Raw genomic sequence first — 14,943 nt, 5'->3', positions numbered from 1 at the left:
CAACGCCCACCGCACCGGCACCATCAAGGGCCTGACCGCCGAAGTCGGCGCCGCCCTCTCCTCCGGCGCCGTCATCTGCGAAATCAAGGACTGACGGCCGGTACCGGACGGCCGGTACGGCCGTCCGGTCCGCCCGCGCGGGGGCCCGTGGCACTTGAGTGCCACGGGCCCCCGCGCTTTTCATGGACCGCATGGATGCGCACCTCACGGCCCTGGCGGCGACCACCGCCCAGCAGTTGTTCGCCCGGTCACGGACGGACCGGTGGCACCGCTCACGGGACGAACTGACCGGCCTGCTCGCCAGGTTCAGCCCCGGCGGCGTCGACCGCGAGGCGCTCACCGACGAACTGGAGGACTCCCGCGAGGAGTTCCTGACCGCCCGGCTGGAGGGCGACCCCGCGGCGGCCGCCGACGTGGAGGCCGGATGGCGGGCGCGGCTGCGCCGCCTGCTGCGCGCGTCCCCCGCCCTGGCGGGCCCGTTGCGGGACCTGCTGGCCCGCTGGAGCGCATCGGACGACCGGTGAGCAGGGCGGCCCGTACCGTCCTGGGCCCGGCGTCAGGAGGCGTTGACCACGTCCTCCGGGAACGTGAGCTGCCGGCTCATCCACTGGAGCGCGGCGGGCAGTTCGCGCCGCCAGGTGGCGAAGTTGTGGCTGCCCTGGTCGAGGACGATCGACTCGGCCTTCATCGGCGGCTTGACCGCGTTCAGGAACTCCTTCGCCGCCGGGTAGTTCTTCTCCCCCTCCCGGCTGGTGCCGATCAGCACCGAGACCCGCGGCGCGGGCAGGTGCGCCAGCCGCCACATCAGGTCGTGCTCCCGCTTGCGCCGGGCGCGCTCCGGGCCGTCCCCGAAGAGGTTGCCGGTGGTCGGGTCGCTGCTGACCTTGTAGTCGGGTGAGAGGGCCGCCGCCGATGTGTACGTACGGGGGTGCCGCATGGAGAGCTGGAGGGCGCAGCTCCCGCCGGACGAGTAGCCGAGCAGGCCCCAGCCGCTGGGGTCGTGCCCGACCCGGTAGTGCTCCTTCAGCGCGGCGGGCAGGTCGCTCGCGAAGAACGTCTCCGCCTGCGGGCCGTCCGGCACGTCCACGCACTGGGTGTCGCGCGGCGGCGCGATGGTCGGCCGCAGCATGACGATGACGGTGGGCTGCATCTTTCCCTTGCCGATCAGGCCGCCGGCGGTCTGCGGCACCCGCAGGTGCTGCCCCAGCAGGAAGTGGCCGCCGGGGTAGCCGCTGATGGCGACGATGACGGGGAAGCGCTGGCGCTCGTACTGCTTCTGGAAGTACTGCGGCGGCAGGTAGACGTACGCGGGGTCCACGGCCTTGGTGCGCTTGCCGACGATCCGTACGGACTCCACCCGGCCCGCCTTGTCGGGCGGCCCCTTCGGCAGGCCGTGCACCTTCTCCAGGTCGTCGGTCCCGTCGGGCTGCACCAGCCCCTTCGACGGGTCGCCGGCCGGGCCCGCTCCCCCGTCTCCCCACTTGGCGACCGCGCCCGGGGCGTCGTCGTACAGGCCGAGCAGTTCGTGCCAGGAACCGTAGAACTGGAAGTTGGCGTTCACGACGAGGCCGAGCGCGGCGACGATGGCCAGTTGCGTGGCGACGATGGACCCGACGCGGCCCAGCCAGGCCACCGGGCCGCGGCCGGCGAAGCGCGGCCACTGCCAGAGGGTGAGCCCCACGCACACCACGGCGACCGCGATCATGGTGTACAGCAGTGATCGGCTGGTCAGTTCCATTGCTTCCCCAGGTGTTCCCGCACGCGTTCGGACGGCCTCTGAAGACCCCATTGCGCCAGGTTTGATGGCTCCCGGCGGCACCGCGTTGCCACCTTGCCCACTTGTTCCCCAAGGCGCCCGCGCCGCCTTCCCTGCCCGTCACCTGCGGGCCGCCTGCCGTCCACCCCGCACGCCGGGCGGCGCCCGGGCAGCGGGGCGCCGCTCCGGTCCGCAGGCTGGGGCGCCGGGGGCAGTGGCATCCTGGGGACACCGGTCCGCTGGAGGGCCGCGCTCAGGGAGGACGGCGAGGACGGCGATGGTGACCGAGACGGCAGGGCAGGAATCCGTACGACCCATGCGTGCCGACGCGCGCCGCAACTACGAGCGGCTGCTGGCGGTGGCCCGTACGGCCTTCACGGACCACGGCACCGACACCTCGCTGGAGGACATCGCACGGCGCGCGGGCGTGGGGATCGGCACGCTCTACCGGCACTTCCCCAACCGGACGGCCCTGATGGGCGCGGTGTTCCAGGGTGAGGTGGACGCGCTGCTGGCGCACGCGCGGGAGCTGAGCGACGCGCCGCAGCCGTGCGCGGCGCTCGTGGAATGGCTGCGGGCGATCATCACGCACGCCAGCACCTACCGCGGGCTGTCGCGGGCGCTGATGGCGGCGCCCGGCGACGCCAGTTCGGGGCTGTCCCGGTGCAGCGTCCCGATGCGCGAGGCGGGCGGCGCGCTGCTCAGCCGCGCACAGGAAGCCGGTGCCGTACGGTCCGATGTGAGCATCGGTGATCTGATGCAGCTCACCAACGGCATCGCCCTGGCCGTGGAGGAGTCACCGGACGACCCCCACCTGGCCGACCGGCTGCTCACCCTGACACTGACGGGGCTGCGCGCCGAGAAGGGCTGAGCGGGAGGCGGGGCACGGGCGATCGGCCCCACCGGTCCGGCCGTCCGGCCGCGTGACCGTACATGGGGCGGTGCCGGTCCGGCCGTCCGGCCGCGTGACCGTACATGGGGCGGTGCCGGTCCGGCCGTACGTCCCCCTGGCCGTCCGTCGGGCGGTGCCGGCGCAGCCGTACGCGCGCCGGCACCCGTTCAGCGGCGGCGTGGTGCCAGATCTGCGACCCGGCCGCCCGGCTGCTCCGCCAACGGCGCGGCCGTCCGCAACTGCGGCCCGGAACCGCCGCCTCCCGGCGCCAGATTGCGCCGCTGGCCCGGGAGCGGCACATCCCTGCGGGGACCGCGGCGGTCGGCCGCCACCACCTCCGGCGCCTGCTGGGCGGCGCCCGTCCCGGGGCCGCCGGCCACCGCGATCTGCACGCCTTGGTCGGCCAGGGCCTGGAGTTCGGTGGCGGCCCGGTCGTCGTGGCCCGGCGGCTCGTCGGTCACCAGCCGGGTGATCACGTCGGTGGGCACCGTCTGGAACATGGTGTCCGTACCGAGCTTGGTGTGGTCGGCGAGGACCACGACCTCCGCCGCCGCCTGCACCAGCGCCCGGTCCACGCTCGCGGAGAGCATGTTGGACGTGGACAGGCCGCGCTCGGCGGTCAGGCCGCTGCCCGAGAGGAAGGCGCGGGAGACCCGCAGCCCCTGGAGCGACTGCTCGGCCCCGCTGCCGACCAGCGCGTAGTTCGACCCGCGCAGGGTGCCGCCGGTCATCACGACCTCGACACGGTTGGCATGGGCCAACGCCTGGGCGACCAGGAGGGAGTTGGTGACCACGGTCAGACCGGGCACCCGAGCGAGCCGGCGGGCCAGCTCCTGCGTGGTGGTCCCGGCGCCGACCACGATGGCCTCGCCTTCTTCGACGAAGCCGGCGGCGAGATCGGCGATGGCCGTCTTCTCCGCGGTCGCTAGATGGGATTTCTGTGGGAAGCCGGACTCCCGGGCGAAACCGCCCGGCAAGACCGCACCGCCGTGCCGGCGGTCGAGCAGTCCTTCTGCCTCCAGCGCCCGCACGTCCCGCCGTACGGTTACTTCGGAGGTCTGGACGACGCGGGCGAGCTCACGGAGCGATACCGCTCCGTTCGCACGCACCATTTCGAGGATCAGTTGGCGACGTTCTGCAGCGAACACGAAACTGACAGTAACGCCAACGACCGTCTGCTTTCAGCAGGTTGCACCAATTAACGGAAGTTGTTCGTTCCCGACCCGCGCACGTGGTATATGCCGCTGGCCGGTCACGCAGTGGCACAAGACTGCCACGAACCGGCGCCGCCGCGCGCCTTCCGCGGCAGAACGGCACGGAAAGCGGTACGGAAAGCGGTACGGAAACCGCCCCGCCGACCCGCCCCGCGCACCCCGGCCCACGGGGCGCCACGCCGCGAGCCGCGGGGCCCGTTCATCCGGCTGGCCGCGGTCTATTCGCTGGACATCTTGCGCGTGTGGAGCTGCCGCGCCACCTCGGCGATCGAACCGGACAGCGACGGGTAGACCGTGAACGCGCCGGCGATCTGCTCCACCGTCAGGTTGTTGTCGACCGCGATCGAGATCGGGTGGATCAGCTCACTCGCGCGCGGCGAGACGACCACTCCGCCCACCACGATGCCCGTACCGGGACGGCAGAACAGCTTCACGAATCCGTCGCGGATGCCCTGCATCTTCGCGCGCGGGTTGCGCAGCAGCGGCAGCTTGACGACCAGGGCGTCTATCCGGCCCGCGTCCACGTCCGCCTGGCTGTACCCGACGGTGGCGATCTCCGGGTCGGTGAAGACGTTCGCGGAGACGGTCTTGAGGTTCAGCGGCGTCACCGCGTCACCCAGGAAGTGGTACATCGCGATCCGGCCCTGCATCGCGGCGACGGAGGCCAGCGCGAACACGCCGGTGCAGTCGCCCGCCGCGTAGACGCCGGGGGCCGAGGTGCGCGAGACCTTGTCCGTCCAGATGTGGCCGGACTCCTTCAGCCGTACGCCGGCCTCTTCGAGCCCTATGCCCGCGGTGTTCGGGATCGAGCCGACCGCCATCAGGCAGTGCGAGCCGGTGATCGTACGACCGTCCGACAGGGTGACCTCGACCCGGTCGCCCACCCTCTTGGCGGAGGCGGCCCGCGAGCGGGCCATCACGTTCATGCCGCGGCGGCGGAAGACGTCCTCCAGGACCGCGGCGGCGTCCGGGTCCTCACCCGGAAGGACGCGGTCGCGGGAGGAGACGAGGGTGACGCGGGAGCCGAGCGCCTGGTAGGCACCGGCGAACTCGGCGCCGGTGACACCGGAGCCGACCACGATCAGTTCTTCCGGCAGCTCGTCCAGGTCGTAGACCTGCGTCCAGTTCAGGATGCGCTCGCCGTCCGGCTGCGCGTCCGGGATCTCGCGCGGGTGGGCGCCGGTCGCGACGAGCACCGCGTCCGCGGTCAGCGTCTCCTCCGTACCGTCCGCCGCGGTGACCGTGACCGTGCGCGAACCGTCCGGCGACTGCCCCGGCTCCAGGCGGCCGCGGCCGCGCATCACCCGCCCGCCCGCTCGGGTGACGGAGGCGGTGATGTCATGCGACTGGGCGAGCGCGAGGCGTTTGACCCGGCGGTTGACCTTGCCGAGGTCCACCCCGACGACGCGCGCGGGACGGTCGACCGGCGGGGTGTCGTCCTCGACGATGATGCCCAGCTCGTCGTACGACGAGTCGAAGGTGGTCATCACCTCGGCCGTCGCGATGAGGGTCTTGGACGGGACGCAGTCGGTCAGCACCGACGCCCCGCCCAGGCCGTCGCAGTCGACGACGGTCACCTCCGCGCCGAGAGAGGCGCCCACCAGGGCCGCCTCGTATCCGCCGGGTCCGCCACCGATGATCACGATCCGAGTCACGTCCTCCATTCTCCCGTACGCCCCCGCCGGGTTACCCCCCGGGGGCCGCCGTTCGAACCTCCCGTACCACGAGCCCACCCCCTGACCTCCCGTACCCTCGGAACCATGTCGCTCTACGCCGCGTACGCCGGCAACCTCGACGCGCGGCTGATGACCCGCCGCGCTCCGCACTCGCCGCTGCGCGGCACCGGCTGGCTCAACGGCTGGCGGCTCACGTTCGGCGGGGAACAGATGGGCTGGGAGGGAGCGCTCCCGACGATCGTCGAGGCCCCCCGTTCCCAGGTCTTCGTCGCCCTCTACGACATCGCGCCCATGGACGAGGAATCCATGGACCGCTGGGAGGGCGTGGGCATGGACATCTACCGCCGGATGCGCGTACGCGTCCACACCCTGGAGGGCGACGAGGCCGCCTGGCTCTACGTCCTCAACGGCTACGAGGGCGGCCTCCCCGCAGCCCGCTACCTGGGCGAAATCGCCGACGCCGCAGAGTCGGCCGGCGCCCCCCACGACTACGTGATGGAACTGCGGAAGCGACCTTGCTGAGAACGTGAGGACGTGAGGGGACGGAGCGGTGGCGGAAGCCGCCACGGGCGCCCGACAGACCCGAAGGGCAGCGCCCGAGCGACACCCACACGAGCTCGCCCCCGCACCGCCCGAAGACCATTCGTACAGAGCTACGAACAGATCGACAGGACACCGTCGGCGAGGACATCTACGCGCGTAGGCATTTACCGGCTACCCTCGTCCGCGTGAACGCATCTGTTACCCCGGACATCGCGCGCGACCCGCAGGCCGCCGCCGCCGACGCCGCCGCCCGCCTGCGCGAGCTGACCGGCGCCGAGACCCACGACGTCGCCCTGGTGATGGGCTCCGGCTGGGCCCCTGCCGCCGAGGCACTGGGCGCGCCCGAGCACGAGTTCCCGGTCACCGAACTGCCCGGCTTCCCGGCGCCGGCCGTCGAGGGCCACGGCGGCACGATCCGCTCGTACAAGATCGGCGAGAAGCGGGCCCTGGTCTTCCTGGGCCGTACGCACTTCTACGAGGGCCGCGGCGTCGCCCCCGTGGCGCACGGCGTGCGGACCGCCGTCGCCGCGGGCTGCAAGACCGTGGTGCTCACCAACGGCTGCGGCGGTCTGCGCGACGGCATGCGCCCCGGCCAGCCGGTCCTCATCAGCGACCACCTGAACCTCACCGCCACCTCCCCGATCGTCGGCGCCCGCTTCGTCGACCTGACCGACCTGTACTCGCCGCGGCTGCGCGCGCTGTGCAAGGAGGTCGACGCGACGCTGGAGGAGGGCGTGTACGCCCAGCTCCCCGGCCCGCACTACGAGACCCCGGCCGAGATCAAGATGCTCCGCACCCTGGGCGCGGACCTGGTCGGCATGTCCACCGTCCTGGAGGCCATCGCCGCCCGTGAGGCCGGCGCCGAGGTCCTCGGGCTGTCGCTGGTGACCAACCTCGCCGCGGGCATGACCGGCGAGCCGCTCAACCACGAAGAGGTCCTGCAGGCCGGGCGCGACTCCGCGACCCGTATGGGCAGCCTGCTCGCCCAGGTGCTCGGCAAGCTCTGAGCCACGGGCAGTGGCGCAGGGGTACGGGGCGTTCTCGGACGCCCCGTACGTCGTTCGGGGCGCCCGTGGGCGCTCCGCAGGCAAGGGCCGGGCCGCCGGTCGAACCAACGCGCGGAGTGGGTAAGCGTAAACGCGCCGAGCGCTTCCCCCACCACCGCAACCAGAGGCAGGAGCATCACGTGGCAACCGATCCCGCGGAGCTGATCAGCCGGGCGAAGGCATGGCTGGCCGAGGACCCCGACCTCGAAACCCGCGAAGAGCTGGGCAAGCTGATCGACGCCGAGGACCTGGACGAGCTGTCGGCCCGGTTCGCGGGCACCCTGCAGTTCGGCACCGCCGGGCTCCGCGGTGAGCTGGGCGCGGGCCCGATGCGGATGAACCGCGCCGTGGTCATCCGCGCGGCGGCCGGGCTGGCCGCGTACCTCAAGGACCAGGGGCAGGCCGGGGGCCTGGTCGTGATCGGGTACGACGCGCGGTACAAGAGCGCGGACTTCGCGCGGGACACCGCGGCCGTGATGGTGGGCGCGGGCCTGCGCGCCGCGGTGCTGCCGCGCCCGCTGCCCACCCCGGTGCTGGCCTTCGCCATCCGGCACCTGGGCGCCGTCGCGGGGGTCGAGGTCACCGCCAGCCACAACCCGCCGCGCGACAACGGCTACAAGGTCTACCTGGGTGACGGATCGCAGATCGTGCCGCCCGCCGACGGTCTGATCGCCGAGCGGATCGCCGCGGTGGGCTCGCTCGACGACGTGCCGCGGCCCGAAGAGGGCTGGGAGGTGCTCGGCGAGGACGTGCTCCAGGCGTACCTGGCGCGTACGGACGCGGTGCTCACGCCGGATTCGCCGCGCGACACGCAGGTGGTCTACACGCCGATGCACGGCGTGGGCCGGGACGTGCTGGTGGCCGCCTTCGCGCGGGCCGGTTTCCCGGCGCCGACCGTGGTCGCCGAGCAGGCCGAGCCGGACCCGGACTTCCCGACCGTGGCGTTCCCCAACCCGGAGGAGCCGGGCGCGATGGACCTGTCCTTCGCGACCGCGCGCGCCGTCGGCCCGGACATCGTCATCGCCAACGACCCGGACGCGGACCGCTGCGCCGTCGCCGTACCGGACCCCGGTACCCAGGACGGCTGGCGCATGCTGCGCGGTGACGAGGTCGGCGCGCTGCTGGCCGCACACCTGGTCGGCAAGCAGGCGTCCGGAACCTTCACCACCACGATCGTGTCCTCCTCGCTGATGTCACGGATCGCCGCCGCGGCCTCGCTGCCGTACGAGGAGACGCTGACCGGCTTCAAGTGGCTGGCCCGGGTGGACGGCCTGCGGTACGCGTACGAGGAGGCGCTGGGCTACTGCGTCGACCCCGAGGGCGTACGGGACAAGGACGGCATCACCGCCGCCCTGCTGATCACCGAGCTGGCGGCCGAGCTGAAACAGTCCGGCCGCACGCTGACGGACCTGCTGGACGACCTGGCCCTGGACTTCGGCCTGCACGCCACCGACCAGCTCTCGGTCCGTGTCGAGGACCTGTCGCTGATCGCCGCCGCCATGCGGCGGCTGCGCGAGCAGCCGCCGGCCGCGCTGGCGGGTCTGGCCGTCTCGTCCTCCGACGACCTCTCCCGGGGGACGGACACGCTGCCGCCCACCGACGGCCTGCGCTACCACCTCGCGGGGGCGGAGCAGGACGGTGTGGAGGCCGGCCGGGTGGTGGTCCGGCCCAGCGGTACCGAACCCAAGCTGAAGTGCTACCTGGAGGTCGTGGTGCCGGTCGCGGACGCCCAGGGGCTGGGCGCGGCGCGCGCCAAGGCCGACGAGGTGCTCGGCGCGATCAAGGCGGACCTGGCGGCGGCGGCCGGCATCTGAGCTGCGGCCATCGCGTGACCCCGGCCGGCGCGGGAGCGGCGGCCGGGCGTAGGGAGCGGGCTCCGGGACCAAAGGGTTCCGGAGCCCGCTCCGCTCCGTGCCGGGGTCAGGACCAACGGATTCCGGAGCCCAGGCTCCGGCCCGCCCCGGTCCACTCCGGCCCGCCCCGGCCCGCTCCGCTCCGTGACGGGGCGCGCGGGGCTCTGCCCCCCGTACGAGTGACAGCCGTACTGCACCTGCCGCAGCACGCCCACACGGCGGCCCGTGCTCCGGGACACCCTGATCTGGTCCGGCCCGACAACCTGCCCAGCCCTCCCAGGAGTTGCCGCAGTGTCCCCGACCGCGCCCAGCCCGGCCGCCGCCTCCGCACCGGTGGCGGACCCCGCTCCCCGCGGTCCCGCCGTACGAGCGGCCGGGAACCTGCTGCGCCGCGCCGGCCCCGCGCTCCTGGGTTACACCGCCGTACGACTGCTGGGCACCCTCGTGCTGATGAAGTGGGCGCACCTCCGGGACCGCGGTCTGTGGCCGCTGCTGGCCAACCGGTGGGATTCCCGCTGGTACCTGGGGATCGCGGAGCGCGGCTACGCGTCCGCGTCCGCGTTCGACGAGAACGGCGCCGGTGAGAGCAACCTCGCGTTCTTCCCGCTGTACCCGGTGCTGGTGAAGGCCGTCGCCGGGGTGACGCCCGGTTCCCGGGCCTCCGTCGGGCTGGTCGTCGCGGTCGGCTGCGCGCTGCTGGCCGCCTGGGGGATCTTCGCGGTGGGTGAGCGGCTGTACGGGGCGCGGGTCGGCACCGTGCTGGCGGTGCTGTGGGGCGCCACGCCGGTCGCCGCCGTGCAGTGGATGGGCTATACGGAGTCGCTGTTCACCGCGCTGGTGGCCTGGTCGCTGTACGCCGTGCTGACCGGCCGCTGGGTCTCGGCCGGTGTGCTGTGCCTGCTTGCCGGCCTCACCCGTCCCACCGGCCTCGCGCTCGTCGCGGCGGTCTGCGTCAGCGCCGTCGTCGCCCTGTGGCGCCTGCGCCGCGCCGCCGATCCGGAGCCCGCTCCCGTATCCGCCGCGGAGACCGGCCCAGCGCCCGCCCCGGAGCCCGCGCCCCATCCCACTCCGGAGCCCGCGCCCCCGCCCACTCCGCCGTGTGCGCCGGCGCCCGCGCCCGGTTTCGCGCCGAAGCCGCCCGCGGCCCTGTCCTCGGACCGTGACCGGGTGCGCCGCATCGTCCTCGGCGCGCTGCTGGCGCCGCTCGGCTGGCTCGGGTACGTCGGATGGGTGGGCCTGCACCTCGGGCGCGCTGACGGCTACTTCGCGGTGCAGCGGCAGTGGGAGAACCAGTGGGACGGCGGCAAGGAGACGCTGCGTACGCTGCGCAACCTGTTGATCTACCCGTCGCACCCGCAGCTCTTCCTGGTCGTGGTGTCGCTGGTGCTGATCGCGTCGGTGGCCCTGTTCCTGCTGTGCGTGTGCGACCGGCAGCCCGTGCCGCTGCTCGTCCTCAGCGGTGTCCTGCTGCTGATCGTCCTGGGCAGCGGCGGGGTCTACTTCCCCCGGGCCCGCTTCCTGCTGCCCGGTTTCCCGCTGCTGCTCCCCCTGGCGCTGGCGATCGCCCACGCGCACCGCCGCGTCGCCGTGCTCTGCCTGTCGGCGGCCGCGCTGGGCTCGGCGTACTTCGGCGCGTACATGACGCTGGTGTACGGCGGGCCGCCGTGACCCGCCCGCGTACGTCTCCCGCCCCCGCTCAGGCGGCGGCGCGGGGGCGGAGGTGGACCATGCCGTTGCCGAAGCGGCGTTCTTCGAGCAGTTCGAGGCGGGTCCTGGCGGTCCACACCGACTCCGGCGTCGTGGAGTAGACGACCTTGTCCGTGGTCCGCCACGGCCCGGCGACGTCCCGGACGGCCGGTGCCGCCTCCTCGTCGGGGACGGCCCAGTCGAACGCCCCGTGCGCGTCCGCCACGTACCCGTCGAGCGATGTGATGCCCGAGTAGTTCGGCTTGCCCACGGCGGTCCCTTCCCGTTCCCGGTGCCCGGGCCCGGCCACCCGCGGCGCCTCCGCCGCCGTGTCCGGGCGCTGCCCCGCGCACCGCCGCCACCGCGCTCAGATCACGACGAGTACCACCAGCGCCACCGCGCCCACCGCACACGGCGCCAGGATCTCGTACGCCCACTTCACCACCGGGGCGCCCTGCGCGCCTTCCCGCCGGGCGCCCCGCTCCTGGAGTTCCCGCAGTTCGTCGAGCGACCGGTCGGCGGTGGCCCGTGGCACGCCGGTCTCCGGGCCGGGGGCCAGGTGCGCGTCCCGCTGTCCGCGTGCCGGGCGCCCCGCGGCGCGCCGCGCCTGCCGGTTCGCCTTCTTGCGCTGCCGCAGGGACACGGGGATCGACCAGAGCTGGTACTTCGTACCGTCGGCGGTGAAGACCTCGCTGGAGAACGACGCCCGCAGGTCCGCGACCGCGGCCCAGGGCAGCGTGATCGTACGGAACGGGTTGCGCACCACCAGCCGGTCCGCGCCGGCCCGCACCAGCGGGCGCAGCGTGAAGGCGACCACCAGCGGCACCACGAACAGCAGTCCGGCCGCCGCCGTCAGCTTGGTGTGCGCCTCGCCGCGCACCAGCGCGTCGCCGCCCAGCCAGGCGGCCAGCGCGAGGAGCAGCACCCCGCCGACGAGGGCCGCGGGCGAACGGTAGCTGCGGTCCGCGTACTGCTCCTGCGGCGTGGAGGACTGTTCCGGGCTCGTCATGCTGCGATTCTGCCCGAGCGTCCGGAACGCGGACATTGCGTTACGGCATCATTCGTACGCCCGGCCCCCGGCACGCCCCACCGGACCCTGGCATGCCCACGCCGGACCCCGCTCGCGCACGCCCGGCCCCGTGTGCGCACGCCTGACCCTCCGCGCGCACGGCGGTCCGTACTCAGGCCGCCACCAGATCGGCGTAGACCACGATGTTGTCCGGCCGGTGGCCGTCGACCAGGCCGCCGCCGCAGGTCACCAGGCGCAGCTCGGGCCGGTCGGTGTCGCCGTAGACCCGCTGGGTGGGGAAATCCTTCTTGTCCACCTGCTGGAGCGCCCGGACGGCGAAGACCGCGGTCCGCCCGTCCGCCCGGTCGACGTAGATCCTGTCGCCGGGCCCGACGCGGCCGATGTCCCGCAGTACGGCGGGGCCGTCGACGGTGTCGTAGTGACCGATGAGGACGGCGGGGCCGGTCTCGCCCGGGGTGACGCCCTTGTCGTACCAGCCGATCCGGCCGGCCTGGGCCACGGACGGCACCTGGACCGTGCCGTCGGCGGCGAGCCCCAGGCCGAGGACGGGGCCGGTGTTCACGCTCGCGGCCGGTATGCGCACGCGGACGGGCCGGGAGGCGGGCAGGGCGGCGGGCGCCGCCGCGCGCGGGGCCGCGGCGGGGGCGCCGGCGTCCGCGACGTGGACGGGCGGCGCCACGCCGGGGCCACCGGTGTCCAGGACGCCCCAGGCGATCAGTGCGCCCCCGGTCACGAGCAGGAGCAGGCAGACCGCCGGCAGTGTGCGGCCCGGCCGGCGCCGGTCAGGGCGTCGGCTCAGCACCGCGCTCCCTCGGACTGCCGGCGGCGGCGCACCGCGAAGACCACGCCCGCGGCACCGGCCGCGGCGAACACACCGCCCGCGGTGAACAGCGGCGTGGTGTCCGGCTGCTCCACGCCGTCGTAACCGGCGGCCACGGCGCCCCGGGGCAGCACCTTGGTCTGGCCGGCGGTCGGCGTGGCCTGCGCGCCGACCGCGCCCGTGCTCTTGCTGCCCGTCGGTTTGGCGCCGGGTGCCTTGCCTGCCGTGCCGCCCTCGCCGGGCCGGGCGGCGGGCACGCAGCCCTTGGGCAGGGCGGGGAAGTTGGCGGTGCCGGGCGGGTAGTCGCCGCCCTGCATCGCGAAGCGGAGCTTGGGGCGGGCGCCGTACGGGTCGACGATCTTCGCGCCGAAGCGGGTGAGGGTCGGGTGCGTACCGTTGAGGGAAGCGCCCGGAACGGCGTTGCCCGCTCCGTCCTCGAACGTCGCCGCGGGGCCCTGGCGGCCGCGGGTCAGTACGGCCAGGGTGCCGCCGCCGATGGCCACGCGGCGGGTGATCGTGCAGTTCTCGCGGCGGCCGGCGGCGGTGCCGCTGCCGGGCCGGTGGGCGGTCGCCTGGCCGGCCTGGTGCTTGCCGTCCTTGCCGGTCGCCTTGCCGTCGGACGTCTTGCCGCCGGTGGCGGGCGTCGCGGCCTTCGGCAGCAGATAGCTCTTCGGGCCCCCGGGGCCGCCGCTGACGTGCAGCTTCGGCGATGTGCCCGACGCGCCGGTCAACCGCAGGGACAGGCCCTTGAGGGTGGCGCTCGGGTGGGCGCGGTCGAGCAGGCCGAGCACCCGGACCAGGTACCAGTCGCCCGGCTTCCACTGCGGACCGACGTAACGGATCCACGCCTCCGGGCCGCCCGCGGACGGCACGTTGCGCAGCACGGCCACCATCCCGTTGCCGATGGCGACCGGCTTGCCCTCATACCGGTCCGCGCCGTCGGTGGCGGCCCGCGCGGAAGCGGCCACGGCGGGCGCGGCGGACGTGCCGGGCGCGGCGGCGAAGGCGCCGGAGGCGGAGCCGAGGACGGCGGCCCCCAGGGCGGCGGACGCGACGGCGGCACGCAGCGTGCGGCGGGCGGACTGTGCGGTCATGGGGAACCCCCGTGAGATGGTCGGTCGTTCGGCGACGTGACCACATCCGCCGCCCTTCGTACGGAGGGCCGGAAAGTGCTGCGGTGCGGTGCGGCACTGTCGAAGGTAGGGGACAGCGGTGACGACCCGTCCGCCGTTGTGTAACGGTCGCCGCACAGAAGCTCATCACTCCCCCGCGCACCTGTTACAGAGCACGACCGTCCGCCTGTCACGAAGCGCGTCCGCGCACCTGCCGGGGAGCACCCCGCGCGACCGGACGCGAAGGCCGCCGCGCCCGTATCCGTCCGCGGGGGGTGACATGCAGCTACGCGCGTAGATATGCTCCCCTCGTGACCATGCCCACCACTGTTCCCGCATACGGCAAGGAAGCCGCGGGGCGTCTGGCGTCGATGGCGGACGTGACCGCTTCCGACGGTGCGCTGCGCCGCTTCCTGCACGGCCTCCCGGGCGTCGACGCGGTCGGCCTACAGGCCCGCGCCGCGACCCTCGGCACCCGCTCGATCAAGACCACGGCGAAGGCGTACGCCATCGATCTCGCCATCTCGATGATCGACCTGACGACGCTCGAAGGAGCGGACACCCCGGGCAAGGTCCGGGCCCTGTGCGCCAAGGGGATCAGCCCCGATCCCACCGACCGCACCACCCCCAAGGTCGCCGCGATCTGCGTCTACCCCGACATGGTGGCGACGGCCAAGGACGCCCTGACCGGCTCCGGCATCCACGTCGCCTCCGTCGCCACCGCCTTCCCGGCGGGGCGGGCCGCGCTGCCCGTCAAGCTGGCCGACACCCGGGACGCGGTCGCGGCCGGCGCCGACGAGATCGACATGGTGATCGACCGCGGCGCCTTCCTGTCCGGCCGGTACATGTCCGTCTTCGAGGAGATCAAGCAGGTCAAGGAGGCGTGCCGCCGCGAGGACGGCTCGTACGCCCACCTGAAGGTCATCTTCGAGACCGGCGAACTCCAGACGTACGACAACGTGCGCCGGGTCTCCTGGCTCGCGATGCTCGCGGGCGCCGACTTCATCAAGACCTCGACCGGCAAGGTTGCGGTCAACGCCACCCCGCCGGTGACCCTGCTGATGCTGGAGGCGGTCCGCGACTTCCACGCCGCGACCGGGGTACAGGTCGGTGTGAAGCCGGCCGGCGGCATCCGAACGACCAAGGACGCGCTGAAGTACCTGGTCATGGTCAACGAGACGGTGGGCGAGGAGTGGCTGACCGCGGACTGGTTCCGCTTCGGCGCCTCCAGTCTGCTCAACGACCTGCTGATGCAGCGCCAGAAGCTCGGCACCGGCCGCTACTCCGGCCCCGACTACGTCACGGTGGACTGAAC

14 protein-coding genes are annotated in these 14,943 nt (G+C 73.6%); 7 read left to right on the top strand and 7 right to left on the bottom strand.

Features of this window, described 5'->3' with window-relative positions; translation table 11 throughout:
* Window positions 1-191 precede the first annotated feature (191 nt).
* Window positions 192-524 carry a hypothetical protein gene (locus tag ACH4EB_RS25320; RefSeq protein ID WP_398349937.1) on the top strand — a complete coding sequence of 111 codons (333 nt, stop codon included), beginning with the start codon at window positions 192-194 and terminating at the stop codon, window positions 522-524.
* A 32-nt stretch (window positions 525-556) separates the two neighbouring features.
* On the opposite strand, the gene ACH4EB_RS25315 is transcribed toward ACH4EB_RS25320, so the two are convergent.
* The gene (locus ACH4EB_RS25315) at window positions 557-1,738 is read right to left on the bottom strand and encodes an alpha/beta hydrolase (protein WP_398349935.1); all 1,182 of its coding nucleotides are present in this window, start codon (window positions 1,736-1,738) and stop codon (window positions 557-559) included.
* 334 nt (window positions 1,739-2,072) lie between these two features.
* Between ACH4EB_RS25315 and ACH4EB_RS25310 the strand changes: the two genes are divergently transcribed.
* A complete protein-coding gene (locus tag ACH4EB_RS25310; RefSeq protein WP_398349934.1) occupies window positions 2,073-2,627 on the top strand; it encodes a TetR/AcrR family transcriptional regulator in 555 nt (184 codons plus the stop codon).
* A 188-nt stretch (window positions 2,628-2,815) separates the two neighbouring features.
* Here ACH4EB_RS25310 and ACH4EB_RS25305 read toward each other — a convergent pair whose 3' ends face one another.
* The gene (locus tag ACH4EB_RS25305) at window positions 2,816-3,796 is read right to left on the bottom strand and encodes a DeoR/GlpR family DNA-binding transcription regulator (RefSeq protein WP_398349933.1); all 981 of its coding nucleotides are present in this window, start codon (window positions 3,794-3,796) and stop codon (window positions 2,816-2,818) included.
* A gap of 284 nt (window positions 3,797-4,080) precedes the next feature.
* Window positions 4,081-5,526 carry an NAD(P)H-quinone dehydrogenase gene (locus ACH4EB_RS25300; RefSeq protein ID WP_398349931.1) on the bottom strand — a complete coding sequence of 482 codons (1,446 nt, stop codon included), beginning with the start codon at window positions 5,524-5,526 and terminating at the stop codon, window positions 4,081-4,083.
* 96 nt (window positions 5,527-5,622) lie between these two features.
* Here ACH4EB_RS25300 and ACH4EB_RS25295 point away from each other — a divergent pair, with 96 nt between their 5' ends.
* From ACH4EB_RS25295 to ACH4EB_RS25280, 4 genes are all read left to right on the top strand, one after another.
* Window positions 5,623-6,060, top strand: coding sequence for a gamma-glutamylcyclotransferase (locus ACH4EB_RS25295; RefSeq protein WP_360136724.1), 438 nt, complete (start codon window positions 5,623-5,625; stop codon window positions 6,058-6,060).
* Window positions 6,061-6,266: 206 nt separating this feature from the next.
* Entirely contained in the window at window positions 6,267-7,088 is an 822-nt protein-coding gene (locus ACH4EB_RS25290; RefSeq protein ID WP_398349929.1) for a purine-nucleoside phosphorylase, read from the top strand.
* Window positions 7,089-7,267: 179 nt separating this feature from the next.
* Window positions 7,268-8,941 (top strand): phospho-sugar mutase, encoded by a 1,674-nt coding sequence (locus ACH4EB_RS25285; RefSeq protein ID WP_398349928.1) that lies wholly within the window; start codon window positions 7,268-7,270, stop codon window positions 8,939-8,941.
* A 330-nt stretch (window positions 8,942-9,271) separates the two neighbouring features.
* A complete protein-coding gene (locus ACH4EB_RS25280; protein WP_398349926.1) occupies window positions 9,272-10,648 on the top strand; it encodes a hypothetical protein in 1,377 nt (458 codons plus the stop codon).
* A gap of 28 nt (window positions 10,649-10,676) precedes the next feature.
* Here ACH4EB_RS25280 and ACH4EB_RS25275 read toward each other — a convergent pair whose 3' ends face one another.
* The 4 genes from ACH4EB_RS25275 to ACH4EB_RS25260 form a co-directional block, all read right to left on the bottom strand.
* Window positions 10,677-10,937 (bottom strand): hypothetical protein, encoded by a 261-nt coding sequence (locus ACH4EB_RS25275; protein WP_398349925.1) that lies wholly within the window; start codon window positions 10,935-10,937, stop codon window positions 10,677-10,679.
* Between the two features lie 96 nt (window positions 10,938-11,033).
* A complete protein-coding gene (locus ACH4EB_RS25270; protein ID WP_398349923.1) occupies window positions 11,034-11,675 on the bottom strand; it encodes a PH domain-containing protein in 642 nt (213 codons plus the stop codon).
* A 172-nt stretch (window positions 11,676-11,847) separates the two neighbouring features.
* The gene (locus ACH4EB_RS25265) at window positions 11,848-12,495 is read right to left on the bottom strand and encodes a class F sortase (RefSeq protein WP_398349952.1); all 648 of its coding nucleotides are present in this window, start codon (window positions 12,493-12,495) and stop codon (window positions 11,848-11,850) included.
* Window positions 12,492-13,610 carry a hypothetical protein gene (locus tag ACH4EB_RS25260; RefSeq protein ID WP_398349922.1) on the bottom strand — a complete coding sequence of 373 codons (1,119 nt, stop codon included), beginning with the start codon at window positions 13,608-13,610 and terminating at the stop codon, window positions 12,492-12,494. The genes ACH4EB_RS25265 and ACH4EB_RS25260 overlap by 4 nt, the downstream gene beginning before the upstream one ends.
* Before the next feature lie 335 nt (window positions 13,611-13,945).
* Between ACH4EB_RS25260 and deoC the strand changes: the two genes are divergently transcribed.
* Window positions 13,946-14,941 (top strand): deoxyribose-phosphate aldolase, encoded by a 996-nt coding sequence (gene deoC / locus ACH4EB_RS25255; RefSeq protein ID WP_398349951.1) that lies wholly within the window; start codon window positions 13,946-13,948, stop codon window positions 14,939-14,941.
* Window positions 14,942-14,943: the final 2 nt, after the last annotated feature.

Origin of the sequence: Streptomyces sp. NPDC018045, from assembly GCF_044327445.1 — a bacterium.
GTDB lineage: Bacteria > Actinomycetota > Actinomycetes > Streptomycetales > Streptomycetaceae > Streptomyces.
Note: the sequence above shows the minus strand (reverse complement) of the source record. Positions and strands in the feature narration are given on the sequence as shown.

Coding starts and splice junctions, on each gene's coding strand:
- ACH4EB_RS25260 (WP_398349922.1), bottom strand. CDS start 13,610: ATGACCGCACAGTCCGCCCGCCGCACGCTGCGTGCCGCCGTCGCGTCC.
- ACH4EB_RS25270 (WP_398349923.1), bottom strand. CDS start 11,675: ATGACGAGCCCGGAACAGTCCTCCACGCCGCAGGAGCAGTACGCGGAC.
- deoC (WP_398349951.1), top strand. CDS start 13,946: ATGCCCACCACTGTTCCCGCATACGGCAAGGAAGCCGCGGGGCGTCTG.
- ACH4EB_RS25315 (WP_398349935.1), bottom strand. CDS start 1,738: ATGGAACTGACCAGCCGATCACTGCTGTACACCATGATCGCGGTCGCC.
- ACH4EB_RS25310 (WP_398349934.1), top strand. CDS start 2,073: ATGCGTGCCGACGCGCGCCGCAACTACGAGCGGCTGCTGGCGGTGGCC.
- ACH4EB_RS25320 (WP_398349937.1), top strand. CDS start 192: ATGGATGCGCACCTCACGGCCCTGGCGGCGACCACCGCCCAGCAGTTG.
- ACH4EB_RS25300 (WP_398349931.1), bottom strand. CDS start 5,526: ATGGAGGACGTGACTCGGATCGTGATCATCGGTGGCGGACCCGGCGGA.
- ACH4EB_RS25295 (WP_360136724.1), top strand. CDS start 5,623: ATGTCGCTCTACGCCGCGTACGCCGGCAACCTCGACGCGCGGCTGATG.